The sequence below is a fragment of the Enterobacter sp. J49 genome, from assembly GCF_002148625.1.
Lineage (GTDB): Bacteria > Pseudomonadota > Gammaproteobacteria > Enterobacterales > Enterobacteriaceae > Enterobacter > Enterobacter ludwigii.
Genome location: NZ_MWPY01000037.1, coordinates 68,914 through 83,543 on the forward strand (window position 1 = coordinate 68,914; position 14,630 = coordinate 83,543).

13 protein-coding genes are annotated in these 14,630 nt (G+C 54.9%); 10 read left to right on the plus strand and 3 right to left on the minus strand.

The window, feature by feature from the left end:
- Positions 1–75: 75 nt before the first annotated feature.
- The 10 genes from BJP35_RS18670 (at position 76) to BJP35_RS18715 (ending at position 11,677) form a co-directional block, all read left to right on the plus strand.
- Positions 76–1,242, plus strand: coding sequence for a bifunctional tRNA (adenosine(37)-C2)-methyltransferase TrmG/ribosomal RNA large subunit methyltransferase RlmN (locus tag BJP35_RS18670; protein WP_014171168.1), 1,167 nt, complete (start codon positions 76–78; stop codon positions 1,240–1,242).
- 293 nt (positions 1,243–1,535) lie between these two features.
- The gene (gene rodZ / locus BJP35_RS18675) at positions 1,536–2,552 is read left to right on the plus strand and encodes a cytoskeleton protein RodZ (protein ID WP_014171167.1); all 1,017 of its coding nucleotides are present in this window, start codon (positions 1,536–1,538) and stop codon (positions 2,550–2,552) included.
- A gap of 26 nt (positions 2,553–2,578) precedes the next feature.
- The gene (gene ispG, locus BJP35_RS18680; RefSeq protein WP_014171166.1) at positions 2,579–3,697 is read left to right on the plus strand and encodes a flavodoxin-dependent (E)-4-hydroxy-3-methylbut-2-enyl-diphosphate synthase; all 1,119 of its coding nucleotides are present in this window, start codon (positions 2,579–2,581) and stop codon (positions 3,695–3,697) included.
- Between the two features lie 81 nt (positions 3,698–3,778).
- A complete protein-coding gene (gene hisS / locus BJP35_RS18685) occupies positions 3,779–5,053 on the plus strand; it encodes a histidine--tRNA ligase (RefSeq protein ID WP_047743074.1) in 1,275 nt (424 codons plus the stop codon).
- A 13-nt stretch (positions 5,054–5,066) separates the two neighbouring features.
- Positions 5,067–5,687 (plus strand): YfgM family protein, encoded by a 621-nt coding sequence (locus BJP35_RS18690; RefSeq protein WP_020883032.1) that lies wholly within the window; start codon positions 5,067–5,069, stop codon positions 5,685–5,687.
- Between the two features lie 10 nt (positions 5,688–5,697).
- Entirely contained in the window at positions 5,698–6,876 is a 1,179-nt protein-coding gene (bamB, locus tag BJP35_RS18695; protein ID WP_014171163.1) for an outer membrane protein assembly factor BamB, read from the plus strand.
- 112 nt (positions 6,877–6,988) lie between these two features.
- Entirely contained in the window at positions 6,989–8,461 is a 1,473-nt protein-coding gene (der, locus tag BJP35_RS18700) for a ribosome biogenesis GTPase Der (RefSeq protein ID WP_020883033.1), read from the plus strand.
- Positions 8,462–8,761: 300 nt separating this feature from the next.
- Positions 8,762–10,303: a peptide MFS transporter gene (locus BJP35_RS18705; RefSeq protein ID WP_025203468.1), complete on the plus strand. Its 1,542-nt coding sequence runs from the start codon at positions 8,762–8,764 to the stop codon at positions 10,301–10,303.
- Positions 10,304–10,368: 65 nt separating this feature from the next.
- Positions 10,369–11,403, plus strand: a complete 1,035-nt coding sequence (locus BJP35_RS18710) for a Gfo/Idh/MocA family oxidoreductase (protein WP_047743072.1) — start codon at positions 10,369–10,371, stop codon at positions 11,401–11,403.
- Positions 11,404–11,455: 52 nt separating this feature from the next.
- Positions 11,456–11,677, plus strand: a complete 222-nt coding sequence (locus BJP35_RS18715) for a zinc ribbon domain-containing protein (RefSeq protein WP_025203470.1) — start codon at positions 11,456–11,458, stop codon at positions 11,675–11,677.
- Here BJP35_RS18715 and BJP35_RS18720 read toward each other — a convergent pair.
- The 3 genes from BJP35_RS18720 to xseA form a co-directional block, all read right to left on the minus strand.
- Complete coding sequence (locus tag BJP35_RS18720) at positions 11,674–12,024, minus strand: protealysin inhibitor emfourin (protein WP_020883037.1); 351 nt, start codon at positions 12,022–12,024, stop codon at positions 11,674–11,676. The two genes, BJP35_RS18715 and BJP35_RS18720, sit on opposite strands and share 4 nt — an antisense overlap.
- Positions 12,025–13,044 (minus strand): M4 family metallopeptidase, encoded by a 1,020-nt coding sequence (locus tag BJP35_RS18725; RefSeq protein WP_014171157.1) that lies wholly within the window; start codon positions 13,042–13,044, stop codon positions 12,025–12,027.
- A gap of 72 nt (positions 13,045–13,116) precedes the next feature.
- Complete coding sequence (gene xseA / locus BJP35_RS18730) at positions 13,117–14,490, minus strand: exodeoxyribonuclease VII large subunit (RefSeq protein WP_047743070.1); 1,374 nt, start codon at positions 14,488–14,490, stop codon at positions 13,117–13,119.
- Positions 14,491–14,630 lie beyond the last annotated feature (140 nt).

Here is a 14,630-nt window from a genome sequence, read left to right on the forward strand (position 1 = left end):
GCAGACTGCTTTCCGGGGCGTTTCTTTTCAACCCTCCATGGGCCATAACGTGTAACAACGAGGCCGGAAAAAATTATGTCTGAATTAGTGAATACCTCCGAAGTCGCCATTCCTGCGGTTCCAAATAAAAATGGAAAAATTAACCTGCTGGATCTGAACCGTCAGCAGATGCGCGAATTCTTTAAAGAGATGGGCGAGAAGCCGTTTCGTGCCGATCAGGTCATGAAATGGATGTACCACTATTGCAGCGACAACTTTGATGACATGACTGACATCAACAAAGTGCTGCGCAATAAGCTCAAAGAAGTGGCTGAAATCCGTGCACCAGAAGTGGTGGAGGAGCAGCGCTCTGCCGATGGCACCATTAAATGGGCGATTGCCGTTGGCGATCAGCGCGTTGAAACCGTCTACATCCCGGAAGAAGACCGCGCCACGCTGTGCGTCTCCTCTCAGGTGGGCTGTGCGCTGGAGTGCAAGTTCTGCTCAACCGCTCAGCAAGGATTCAACCGTAACCTGCGCGTGTCTGAAATTATCGGCCAGGTGTGGCGTGCGGCGAAAATCGTCGGTGCGGCGAAAGTAACCGGGACCCGTCCAATCACCAACGTAGTGATGATGGGCATGGGCGAGCCACTGCTGAACCTGACCAACGTCGTTCCGGCGATGGAAATCATGCTGGATGACTTCGGCTTTGGTCTGTCCAAGCGTCGCGTAACGCTGTCGACGTCAGGCGTAGTGCCTGCACTGGACAAGCTGGGCGACATGATTGACGTTGCGCTGGCGATCTCCCTGCATGCACCGAACGACGAAATCCGTGACGAAATTGTACCCATCAACAAAAAGTACAATATCGAAACTTTCCTCGCCGCCGTGCGTCGCTACCTGGAGAAATCCAACGCGAACCAGGGCCGCGTGACGATCGAGTATGTCATGCTCGATCACGTAAACGACGGTACCGAGCATGCGCATCAGCTGGCTGAACTGCTGAAAGATACGCCGTGCAAAATCAACCTGATTCCATGGAACCCGTTCCCGGGCGCACCTTATGGCCGTAGCTCGAACAGCCGTATCGACCGTTTCTCCAAGGTGCTGATGGAGTATGGTTTCACCACTATCGTGCGTAAAACCCGTGGTGATGATATCGATGCTGCATGCGGACAGCTGGCAGGTGATGTGATTGACCGTACCAAACGTACCCTGCGTAAACGTATGCAGGGCGAGACGATTGCGGTGAAAGCTGTTTGATTCTTATGCACTCACGGCGCATTATTTGCGCCGTGAAGCATAATCTTACTGAATAATCAGTCAGATTCGTGATGACTGATCAATAATTACGGTGCGTTTCATCCGACTTTCGGGCAGTATGTAACGACGTAACAACAGTTTATCCTGACGGGCAGGGCTGTGCTGTCATCTCCGGGCTGACAGTCTTATACTGTCTGTTCAAGGTTAACTGATCAGAACTTTCGCGGTGCGGGTGGCATTGTGACTTACCGGCACCTGAACCCTTTTTTTTCACGTACCAGTAGTTGTAGCGAATGAATACTGAAGCCACTCACGACCAACATGAAGCACTCTCCACTGGCGTTCGTCTTCGCAACGCCCGTGAACAACTCGGACTCAGCCAGCAAGCCGTTGCAGAACGCTTATGTCTGAAGGTTTCCACGGTTCGCGATATTGAAGAAGATAAGGCTCCGGCCGATCTGGCTTCAACATTTCTGCGTGGTTACATCCGCTCTTATGCAAAACTGGTGCATATCCCTGAAGAAGAATTACTGCCAATGATGGAGAAGCAGGCACCGGTCCGCGCAGCAAAAGTTGCGCCGATGCAGACCTTCTCCCTGGGAAAACGTCGTAAAAAACGTGATGGCTGGCTGATGAGCTTTACCTGGTTGGTGCTGTTTGTGGTGATCGGCCTGACGGGCGCATGGTGGTGGCAAAACCACAAGGCGCAGCAGGAAGAGATCACCACCATGGCCGATCAATCCTCCGCCGAGCTCAATCAGTCCGGCAATGACAACGCTCAGAGCGTGCCGCTGAATACCGAAGGTGCTGCCACCTCCAGCGAGCCGCAGACTGCCGCGACCGATGCGCCTGCAACCGATGCCGGGCAGGCACCCGCCGCAACGGCTAATACCCCTGCGCCTCAGGCTCAGGATCCAAACGCGGTGGTTGCCCCTTCTCAGGCAAACGTGGATACCGCGACCAACGCGCCAGCGGCCACTCAGCCTGCGGACAACGGTGCTGCGTCACTGCCAACCAACCCGGCCGGAACGGCTGCGCCGGCGGCGGACCCAAATGCGCTGGTGATGAACTTCTCTGCTGACTGCTGGCTGGAAGTGACCGATGCAACAGGTAAAAAACTGTTCAGCGGTCTGCAGCGTAAAGATGGCACGTTAAACCTAACCGGCCAGGCACCGTATAAACTTAAAATCGGCGCTCCGGCAGCAGTTCAGATCCAGTATCAAGGAAAACCTGTCGACCTGAGCCGCTTTATCAGAACTAACCAGGTTGCGCGTCTTACCGTTAATGCCGAACAATCAGCAGCACAGTAACAGACGGGCAACGCGGGAGATTTTTCATGCATAACCAGGCTCCGATTCAACGTAGAAAATCGAAACGGATTTACGTTGGTAATGTGCCAATCGGCGATGGGGCTCCTATCGCCGTCCAGTCGATGACCAACACGCGCACCACAGACGTGGAAGCGACGGTCAATCAGATCAAAGCGTTAGAGCGTGTAGGCGCGGACATTGTTCGCGTCTCCGTGCCGACAATGGATGCCGCAGAGGCGTTCAAACTGATCAAACAGCAGGTCAGCGTTCCGCTGGTTGCTGATATCCACTTCGATTACCGCATTGCGCTGAAAGTTGCTGAATATGGCGTCGACTGCCTGCGTATTAACCCGGGCAACATCGGTAACGAAGAGCGTATCCGCATGGTGGTGGATTGCGCCCGCGATAAAAATATTCCTATCCGTATCGGCGTCAACGCCGGTTCCCTGGAAAAAGATCTGCAGGAAAAGTACGGTGAGCCAACACCGCAGGCGCTGCTTGAATCCGCGATGCGTCACGTTGATCATCTTGATCGTCTGAACTTCGATCAGTTCAAAGTCAGCGTAAAAGCCTCAGATGTGTTCCTGGCAGTAGAGTCTTATCGCCTGCTGGCAAAACAGATCGATCAGCCTTTGCACCTCGGGATTACGGAAGCCGGTGGCCTTCGTAGCGGTTCCGTTAAATCGGCGATCGGTCTGGGGCTGCTGCTCTCGGAAGGGATCGGTGACACCCTGCGCGTTTCGCTGGCGGCCGATCCGGTAGAAGAGATCAAAGTCGGTTTCGATATCCTCAAATCACTGCGTATTCGCGCACGTGGGATCAACTTCATTGCCTGCCCAACCTGTTCACGTCAGGAATTTGACGTGATTGGCACGGTGAATGCGCTTGAGCAACGTCTGGAAGATATCATCACCCCGATGGACGTCTCCATCATCGGGTGCGTGGTGAACGGTCCGGGTGAAGCCCTGGTGTCAACGCTCGGCGTCACCGGCGGTAACAAGAAAAGTGGTCTCTATGAAGATGGCGTGCGTAAAGATCGTCTGGATAATAGTGATATGATCGACCAGCTTGAAGCCCGCATCCGTGCCAAAGCAACAATGATGGATGAAGCGCAGCGCATCAGCATTCAGCAGGTTGAAAAATAACGTGATGGGAAGCGTGGCGCTTCCCATGTATGATTGAACCCATTCTTTGGGTTCTTTTTTGTATATAGAAAGAGAATAAACGTGGCAAAAAACATTCAAGCCATCCGCGGCATGAACGATTATCTGCCTGGCGAAACCGCCATCTGGCAGCGCATTGAAGGCACACTCAAACAGGTGCTCGGCAGCTACGGTTACAGCGAAATCCGTTTGCCGATTGTAGAGCAGACCCCGTTATTCAAACGCGCGATCGGCGAAGTGACCGACGTGGTTGAAAAAGAGATGTACACCTTCGAGGACCGCAACGGCGACAGCCTGACACTGCGTCCGGAAGGTACGGCGGGCTGCGTACGCGCCGGCATCGAACATGGTCTCCTGTACAATCAGGAGCAGCGCCTGTGGTATATCGGCCCGATGTTCCGCCACGAACGTCCACAGAAAGGTCGTTATCGCCAGTTCAACCAGCTGGGTGTGGAAGTCTTTGGCCTGCAGGGCCCGGACATTGACGCCGAACTGATTATGCTGACTGCCCGCTGGTGGCGTGCGCTCGGCATTGCTGAGCACGTCTCACTGGAACTGAACTCCATCGGTTCTCTGGAAGCACGCGCGAACTACCGTGACGCACTGGTTGCGTTCCTGGAGCAGCACAAAGAGAAGCTGGACGAAGACTGCAAACGTCGTATGTACAGCAACCCACTGCGCGTGCTGGATTCCAAAAATCCTGACGTACAGGCGCTGTTGAACGAAGCACCTGCATTGGGCGACTACCTGGACGAAGCGTCACGTGAGCACTTTGCGGGTCTGTGCAAACTGCTGGAAGCCGCGGGCATTGCTTATACCGTGAACCAGCGTCTGGTGCGCGGTCTGGACTACTACAACCGCACCGTGTTCGAGTGGGTGACATCCAGCCTCGGTTCCCAGGGCACCGTGTGTGCCGGCGGTCGTTATGACGGTCTGGTTGAGCAGCTTGGTGGTCGCCCAGCCCCTGGCGTTGGCTTCGCCATGGGTCTTGAGCGACTTGTTTTGCTGGTTCAGGCAGTTAATCCGGAATTTAAAGCAGATTCCGTTGTCGATATATACCTGGTAGCCTCAGGCGCGGAAACGCAGCCTGCGGCAATGCAGCTTGCGGAACGTGTGCGTGATGCACTGCCGGACGTGAAGCTGATGACCAACCATGGCGGCGGCAACTTCAAAAAACAGTTTGCTCGTGCCGATAAATGGGGCGCAAGTATTGCACTGGTGCTGGGCGAGTCCGAAGTGGCTAACGGCGAAGTGGTTGTGAAAGACCTGCGCTCGGGTGAGCAGACAACGGTAACGCAGGACGGCGTTGCGGCGCACTTGCGCACTCTATTGGGCTAAGGAGAAGGACTGCGTGGAAATTTACGAGAACGAACACGATCAGGTCGACGCGATTAAACGCTTCTTTGTCGAAAACGGCAAGGCGCTGGTTGTTGGGGTTATTTTAGGTGTCGGTGCGCTGGTAGGCTGGCGTTACTGGAACAGTCATCAGGCGGACTCCGCGCGTGACGCGTCGCTGTCGTATGAAAATACCGTTAGCGCAATCCGTGCCGATCAGCCGCAAACGCTGACGGCGGCTGAGAAATTTGCCGCTGACAACAAAAACACCTACGGTGCGCTGGCCGCACTGGAAGTGGCGCAGCAGTACGTTGATAAGAACGAACTGGATAAAGCCGCTAGCCTGCTGTCACAAGGGCTAACCGCCGCCAGTGATGAAAATCTGAAAGCGGTGATCAATCTGCGCCTGGCTCGTATTCAGGTTCAGCAGAAAAAAGCTGACGATGCGCTGAAAACGCTCGATACCATCAAAGGCGAAGGTTTTGCTGCCATTGTTGCCGATCTGCGCGGTGAAGCACTGCTGAGCAAAGGTGACAAAGCGGGCGCGCGTAAAGCGTGGCAAGCTGGCGTAGAGAGCAAAGCTTCACCTGCGCTGAGCGAAATGATGCAGATGAAAATAAATAATTTGTCCGTCTGAGAGGGACCCGATGCAATTGCGTAAATTACTTCTGCCAGGACTGCTTTCTGTTACGTTATTGAGTGGCTGTTCACTGTTCAGTGGCGAAGAAGACGTTGTGAAAATGTCCCCACTGCCGACTGTTGAAAACCAGTTTACCCCGTCCACCGCGTGGAGCACCTCCGTGGGCGATGGTATTGGTGATTTTTATTCCAACCTGCACCCGGCTTTTGCCGACAGCGTTATCTATGCGGCTGACCGCAAAGGTACCGTGAAGGCGGTTAATGCCGATGACGGGAAAGAAGTGTGGTCGGTTAACCTGGCGGAAAAAGACGGCTGGTTCTCTCGTAAACCGGCACTGCTTTCTGGCGGTCTGACCGTTGCCGGTGGGCATGTGTACGTGGGTAGCGAAAAAGCCCAGGTCTATGCTCTCAACACCAGCGATGGTTCTGTTGCATGGCAAACCTCCGTGGCCGGTGAGTCTCTGTCTCGTCCGGTCGTGAGCGACGGCATGGTACTGATCCACACCAGCAACGGCCAGTTACAGGCGCTGAACGAAGCTGATGGTCTGGTGAAATGGACCGTGAACCTGGATATGCCTTCCTTGTCCCTGCGCGGTGAATCTGCGCCGGCTACCGCCTTTGGTGCTGCCATTGTTGGCGGTGACAACGGTCGTGTAAGCGCGGTACTGATGCAGCAAGGCCAGATGATCTGGCAGCAGCGTATTTCTCAGGCGACAGGCTCAACGGAAATCGATCGTCTGAGCGATGTCGACACGACTCCGGTTATCGTAGATGGTGTGGTTTACGCACTGGCCTATAACGGTAACCTGACCGCGCTGGATCTGCGCAGCGGCCAGGTCATGTGGAAACGTGAACTGGGCTCGGTAAATGATTTCGTGGTTGATGGCAACCGTATCTATATGGTCGATCAGAACGACCGTCTGCTGGCGCTCAGCACCGAAGGTGGTGTTACGCTGTGGACGCAAAGCGATCTGCTGCACCGTCTGCTGACCGCACCAGCACTGTATAACGGTAGCCTGGTGGTGGGTGATAGCGAAGGGTATATGCACTGGATTGACCCGGACAACGGTCGTTTTGTTGCTCAGCAAAAAGTCGACAGCTCAGGTTTCCTGACGGAACCGGTCGTGGCTGACGGCAAACTGCTGATTCAGGCAAAAGACGGCACGCTGTACGCGATCACGCGTTAATTACCCAGCGGTTGTAGTATACTAAACGGCTCCTGTTCACTCAGGAGCCGTTTTGACATTTTTAAAAACGCCGCAAATGCGACGTTTATTTGAATTTTATGAGGCTTCAAACATGGTACCTGTGGTCGCGCTTGTCGGGCGCCCTAACGTTGGAAAATCCACTCTTTTTAACCGTTTAACACGCACCCGTGATGCGCTGGTTGCGGATTTCCCGGGGCTGACGCGTGACCGTAAGTACGGTCGTGCAGAAGTAGAAGGACGCGAGTTCATCTGTATTGATACCGGTGGTATTGACGGGACAGAAGATGGTGTTGAAACCCGCATGGCGGAACAGTCGCTGCTGGCGATTGAAGAAGCTGACGTGGTTCTGTTTATGGTGGACGCTCGCGCAGGCCTGATGCCAGCGGACTCCGCTATTGCGAAACATCTGCGCTCGCGTGAAAAACCCACTTTCCTGGTGGCGAACAAAACTGACGGTATTGATGCAGACCAGGCGGTTGCGGATTTCTGGTCCTTAGGTCTGGGCGAAATCTACCCGATCGCGGCATCTCATGGCCGTGGCGTGACCAGCCTGCTGGAAACCGTTCTGCTGCCGTGGGTTGATGAAGTTAACCCGCCGGAAGAGATCGATGAAGACGCCGAATATTGGGCGCAGTTCGAAGACGGCGAAGCGGGCGAGGAAGAGCCTGAAGACGACTTCAACCCGCAGGATCTGCCGATCAAACTGGCTATCGTGGGCCGTCCAAACGTAGGTAAGTCTACACTTACTAACCGTATCCTCGGTGAAGAGCGTGTGGTCGTTTACGACATGCCGGGCACCACCCGCGACAGTATTTATATCCCGATGCAGCGCGATGAGCGTGAGTATGTGCTCATTGATACCGCAGGCGTACGTAAGCGCGGGAAAATCACCGATGTGGTGGAAAAATTCTCCGTTATCAAAACCCTGCAGGCGATTGAAGATGCCAACGTGGTCATGCTGGTCATCGATGCGCGTGAAGGTATCTCCGATCAGGACCTTTCTCTGCTCGGCTTCATTCTAAATAGTGGGCGCTCACTCGTTATCGTGGTCAACAAATGGGATGGCCTGAGTAATGAGGTGAGAGAGCAGGTGAAAGAGACGCTCGACTTCCGTCTGGGCTTTATCGACTTTGCCCGCGTGCACTTTATCTCTGCGTTACACGGCAGCGGTGTAGGTAATCTGTTTGAGTCCGTGCGTGAAGCGTACGACAGCTCCACCCGTCGTCAGAGCACCGCCATGCTGACCCGTATCATGAACATGGCAGCAGAAGACCATCAGCCGCCGCTGGTGCGTGGTCGTCGCGTGAAGCTGAAATATGCTCACGCCGGGGGTTATAACCCACCAATCGTGGTGATTCACGGCAACCAGGTTAAAGACCTGCCGGATTCCTACAAGCGCTATCTGATGAACTACTTCCGTAAATCACTGGACGTAATGGGCACGCCAATCCGCATCCAGTTCAAGGAAGGGGAGAACCCGTTCGCCAACAAGCGCAATACCCTGACGCCAAACCAGATGCGTAAGCGTAAGCGTTTGATTAAGCACATTAAGAAAAGCAAATAAGCGTTGCCGTTCTTTCTGAAGCCCGCGTTGATCGCGGGCTTTTTTTCGCCCGCTCATACCGCCAGTCCACTCTGTGTGATGTCAATCACTATTCACTTTTAACCAAGTTTAAATCTAAGAAAGTAGACAATCATCGAATTTTCATCTTAAAGTCCAGGGTCCGGTACTAGACAAAACTAGCGACTGGTTATCAAATGGTTAACTAACTTTTCGCCGCATGTAAAAAATCGGTCAGATACGTAACTGGCCGGCGTACATGCTGGTGTTTACAAGCACGACACATACCTTCCTGGGAGAATTATGCAATCCTCTGTTAATCAAAAAGAAAGCCGAACGTTCTTCGGCCACCCTTATCCGCTCGGTTCGCTGTTCTTTACCGAGATGTGGGAACGTTTCTCGTTTTACGGCATTCGCCCATTATTGATCCTGTTTATGGCCGCTACCGTGTATGACGGCGGGATGGGGCTGGCACGTGAAAACGCGTCGGCAATTGTGGGCATCTTTGCCGGCACCATGTACCTGGCCGCACTGCCGGGTGGCTGGCTGGCGGATAACTGGCTCGGCCAGCAGAAAGCCGTCTGGTACGGATCTATCCTGATTGCGCTCGGCCACCTGTCGATTGCGCTTTCGGCCATCATGGGCGATAACCTGTTCTTTATCGGCCTGATGTTCATCGTGCTCGGTTCTGGTCTGTTTAAGACCTGTATCTCGGTCATGGTTGGGACGCTGTACAAAAAAGGCGATGCGCGCCGTGACGGCGGTTTCTCGCTGTTCTACATGGGCATCAACATGGGCTCGTTTATCGCGCCGTTGATTTCCGGCTGGCTGATTAAATCTCACGGCTGGCACTGGGGCTTCGGCATTGGTGGCATCGGGATGCTGGTTGCCCTGATCATCTTCCGCGTGTTTGCCGTTCCGGCAATGAAACGCTATGACAGCGAAGTGGGGCTGGACTCGACCTGGAACAGCCCGGTGGTGAAAAGAAACGGCGTAGGCGCATGGTTGCTGGCGCTGGCTGTGGGTGTGGCGGTTATCGTTACGCTGATCGCGCAGGGTGTGATTGTGATTAACCCGGTTGCGGTAGCCAGCGTGCTGGTTTACGTGATTGCGGCGTCCGTTGCCCTCTACTTTATCTACCTGTTCCTTTTTGCGGGCCTGAATCGTAAAGAGCGTGCCAGACTTCTGGTCTGTTTTATTCTGCTGGTCTCCGCTGCGTTCTTCTGGTCCGCCTTCGAGCAGAAGCCAACGTCATTCAACCTCTTTGCCAACGACTACACTAACCGCATGATCGGTGATTTCGAAATCCCGGCGGTATGGTTCCAGTCGATTAACGCTCTGTTCATCATCCTGCTGGCACCGGTATTCAGCTGGGCCTGGCCGAAACTTGCCAGCATGAACATTCGTCCGAGCAGTATCACCAAGTTTGTTATTGGTATTTTGTGTGCCGCCGCAGGCTTTGGTCTGATGATGCTGGCTGCGCAGAACGTACTGAATAACGGTGGCGCGGGCGTGTCGCCATTCTGGCTGGTGGGCAGCATCCTGATGCTGACGCTGGGGGAACTGTGCCTGAGCCCGATTGGTCTGGCGACCATGACGCTGCTGGCACCGGAAAGAATGCGTGGGCAGATGATGGGCCTGTGGTTCTGCGCAAGTGCGCTGGGCAACCTGGCGGCAGGTCTGATTGGCGGTCACGTGAAGGCCGACCAGCTGGATATGCTGCCGGATCTCTTCGCACGTTGCTCCATCGCGCTGCTGATTTGTGCCGCGGTGCTGATCGTCCTCATTGTTCCGGTACGTCGCATGCTGGAAAATGCGCAGACTAAACCGGCCGCTAACGCCTGATAACGCCTTGCTCGTCAATACCGGGGCAGGCGTTTGCCCCGGTAATTTACTCGACGAGGTAGAAGATGCTGTTAGGGTTTGTTGGTCTTGGCGCGGTGGTGGAAACCGCGTACTTACCCGCACTACACAATCTGTATGGCGATTCACTGCACTGCCTGGGTTTTGATGTTCAGCCAGGCAGACACCCTGAAGGCGTAACGCGCTGCGCCTCTCTCACCGAACTTCTCTCGCATCCTCTTGATACCCTGTTTATTACCACGGCTTCTCTGCAGCATCTTGAGGTGCTGGAGCACGCCCTGGCGTCTCCTGTGGTGCGGATCGTGGTTGAAAAACCCATCGTCGCCACGCTCGCGCAGCTCGAAAAACTGAACAGACTGCTGGCGTTGCCCGGTGCGGCGTCCCGTGTGCTCGCACTTGACCACTGGATGGCGCGCCTCGCAACGGTTCAGCTTGGGCTGATCGGGACTTTTGCTGATATCGCCAGAATTGACGGTTTTTTGCAGGAACCGAGCGGGTTTAACGCAAAAGGAGAACCTGTCGCGCTTAACTTCGCGACGGGTGAAGTGGACACCCGCACGCTTCGCCATCCTGACGGCGTTATCCTGGACATCGGCACGCATGTGCTGGCGATGCTGCGTGAAACGGTGCGTTATCTGGGGGGCGGGGATGATATGACGCTGCAGGTGGTGGCCGCTACTGACCGGCTTGGGCGTGAGATCAAACAGGGCGATCTCACCACGGCAGAGGGCCGCGCTCATCTTCGCGGGCAGCTTAGTGGCATTCCGGTGGAGATTTGGCTCAACAAATATGCGGGACCGTCAGGCGGGCAAAAAGGGTTACGGCTGTATCTGCATGACGGGCGCGTCATAAGCCACGATCGTCACGGAGCAGAAGATGTGCTCGTGCTGACGGACGGCGATCGGGTTCAGCGCTGGCATATTCCAGGCACGATTTATATGCACTGCCTGGCAGAGCGCATTCTGGGGCAGAAAAGTCTTTTCGAATGTGACCCGGAAGAAGTGAGCCGGACGACACGCCGTCGAATGGCGGAAGTAGAACTGCTGCTGACCTTACAGCAACAGCTGCGTGGCCCGCACTGAGTGCTGCGTGTTAATATCAACGTATTACAGAATGCCCAGCAAAGGAGTCATCATGTCGATTACCTGCCCGGATTGCCACGCAGAGCTTGAAGTGCAAAATGGCGTCGCCCACTGTGAGCACTGCGATAAGGATATCGCGCTCGAAGCCCGCTGCCCGGAGTGTCATCAGCCACTCCAGGTCTTAAAAGCCTGCGGTGCGGTGGATTATTTCTGCCAGAACGGCCACGGCCTGATTTCGAAAAAGCGCGTGGAGTTTGTCCCGGCTGAAGCTTAATCACACACGCAGCCTTCGCCTTTCTGCCATAGCTCGACCAGCGACTCAGGGGCTTCCTGCTCAGGCACCAGCACAATCATATCGGTGTACTGGGCCTGATTGTGCTGAGTCCAGATTATCTGGATGCGAAAATAACGCTGATCGCCACTCCCCGGCGAGGTGGGTTCACCCGGCGGCTGGCCGCGTGGAAATGCCTGCTCCAGGATGCTTACCACGCGCTGACGCTGGGCCTCATTGAGTGAAGAAAGCGTAATGGTGCGTTGGCCGCTTAGCTTAGGGATAAAAGCGACGCCGCCTTCCCGGGCCAGCTCAACGACGGCGTCATCTGTGAGTTCCGGAACCTGCATTTACAGCACTCCCACCTGTTCCCAGGCTTGTTTTATCGCAGCTGCCACGTCACCACCGGACCGTTTCTCGCCGTGGGCAACCGTCAGTTTTGCGAAGGCCTCAAAATCGGCATCTTGCGCCAGGTGACGGTCGCAAACTGTGTCGTACCAGGCATATCCCGCTTTTTCCCAGGCATGACCCCCAATCGCCTTCGCGGCCAGATAAAACGCCCGGTTGGGAATACCTGAATTCAGGTGTACGCCGCCGTTGTCTTCGCGCGTTTTGATAAAGTCTTTCATGTGCCCAGGCTGCGGGTCTTTACCGAGCAGAGGATCGTCATAGGCGGTGCCGGGCGCTGACATGGAGCGCAGCCCTTTGCCGTTAATACCGTCTGCCAGAAGCCCCTCACCAATCAGCCAGTCGGCTTCATCGGCGGTCTGTTTGAGGTGGTACTGTTTGACCAGCGAGCCAAACACATCTGACAATGATTCATTCAGTGCGCCAGACTGCTCAAAATAGATAAGCCCGGCTTCGGTCTCGGTGACACCGTGGCTTAGCTCGTGGGCCACGACGTCAATGGCAATGGTAAAGCGGTTAAATATTTCGCCATCGCCATCGCCAAAGACCATCTGCTGACCATTCCAGAAGGCGTTCTGATATTCCCGGCCATAGTGCACGGTACCGGTCAGGATGAGGCCTTTATTATCAAGCGAATCGCGCTGATACATTTTCCAGAAGAAATCATGGGTGACCCCCAAATAATTGTAGGCTTCATCAACGGCCACATCGCCATTTGACGGCTGGCCCTCATAACGCACCTGAGTACCCGGCAGCTCCTGCGTCTGTCTGGCATCGTAAATATCACGCTCCAGTTGACCGGCTTTATTGACGTGCGGCGCGGCGGGTTTGCCCGGCATATGCGCCATGAGCGTTTGCACATGCGTTAATGTCTGACGGGCGCAGCGCTGCTGCGGCTCAGAGCCACTTTCGATAATGCGACGAAGAATATAGGGGGGAATGACGCTGTGAAGATAAGACATGCTGCTCTCCTTAGTTCGGGCAAGGCCAGATAAAAGGGAATAGCAGCAGTATAGTTTGTAACCGACGAAGAATTATCCGGTTTTTCGCTGGCGCGTTTTTTTCACCGGTTTAATCTCTTTCACTTCGCTCTCCACCCAGCCGTCTGACAGACGGGTGGTGAGAACATCTCCGGCTTTCACCTGCTTCGTTTGCTTCAGCACTTTACCGTCGGTGGCGGTCGTTACGCTATAGCCTCGTGCCAGCGTCGAGAGCGGGCTGACCGCCTCGAGGTGGGTCACGGCGTTGCCAAAGCGTTCACGTGTGGTGCTAAGACGTGCGCGGATAGTGTCTGCCAGTCGATACTCAAGCTGTTGGATACGCGTTTGCGCGCGATAAATCTTTGGCTGTGGGTTCTGCTGGTTCAGGCGCTGAGTAATACGCTGCTGGCGCGAGACCGCGCGCTTGAGCTGAATATCCAGTGCGACGTTCATTCGCTGACGCAGACGCTCCAGCACGGTTTGCTGACGGGCCAGCCGCAATTGCGGATGCTGCTGTTGCAGGCGATGATGAAGCTGGGTAAACCGGCGCGTCCGGTTGGCCAGAAAATAGTCCATCGCCATTTCCAGACGTTGCCGACCATTCTGCAGCTGACGCAGCAGCTCCAGCTGATTGCGGCTCACCACTTCCGCGGCTGCGGAGGGCGTTGGCGCGCGTAAATCCGCCACAAAATCAGCTATTGTCACGTCCGTTTCGTGGCCGACGGCGCTGACGACCGGGATCTGGCTTGCGAAAATGGCCCGTGCCACGCGTTCGTCGTTAAAGCTCCACAGGTCTTCCAGCGAACCGCCGCCACGCCCGACAATCAGCACGTCGCACTCCTGACGTGCGTTTGCAAGTTCAATGGCGCGGACAATCTGACCCGGTGCGTCATCACCCTGAACAGCGGTCGGGTAGATGATAACGGGCAGGGACGGGTCGCGGCGTTTGAGGACATGAAGAATATCGTGCAGTGCCGCCCCGGTTTTTGACGTAATCACCCCAACGCAGTGGGCAGGTGAGGGGAGCGGTTTTTTGAACTGCTGATCGAACAGACCCTCTTGCGAGAGTTTGTCTTTTAGCTGCTCGTACTTCTGCTGCAACACACCTTCGCCCGCAGGCTGCATACTTTCGACGATGATTTGGTAATCGCCGCGCGGCTCATACAGGGTGATATTGGCACGAACCAGAACCTGCTGACCATGCTGAGGGCGAAACGTCACGCGGCGGTTGCTGTTGCGGAACATTGCACAGCGCACCTGAGCGGTGTCGTCTTTTAACGTGAAGTACCAGTGACCAGATGAAGGCTGCGTGAAGTTAGAGATTTCACCGCTGATCCAGACCTGCCCCATTTCCTGCTCAAGCAGCAAACGAACCGTCTGATTAAGGCGGCTGACAGTAAAAATTGAGGGGGATTGAGTGGATAACATGTGAGCGGGATCAAATTCTAAATCAGCAAGTTATTCAGTCGATAGTAACCTGCTGAGAGGGGAGTGCAAGGTTTTTTTATAAAAAAGTGTGGATGCAATCGGTTACGCTCTGTATAATGCCACGGCAATATTTAACCACC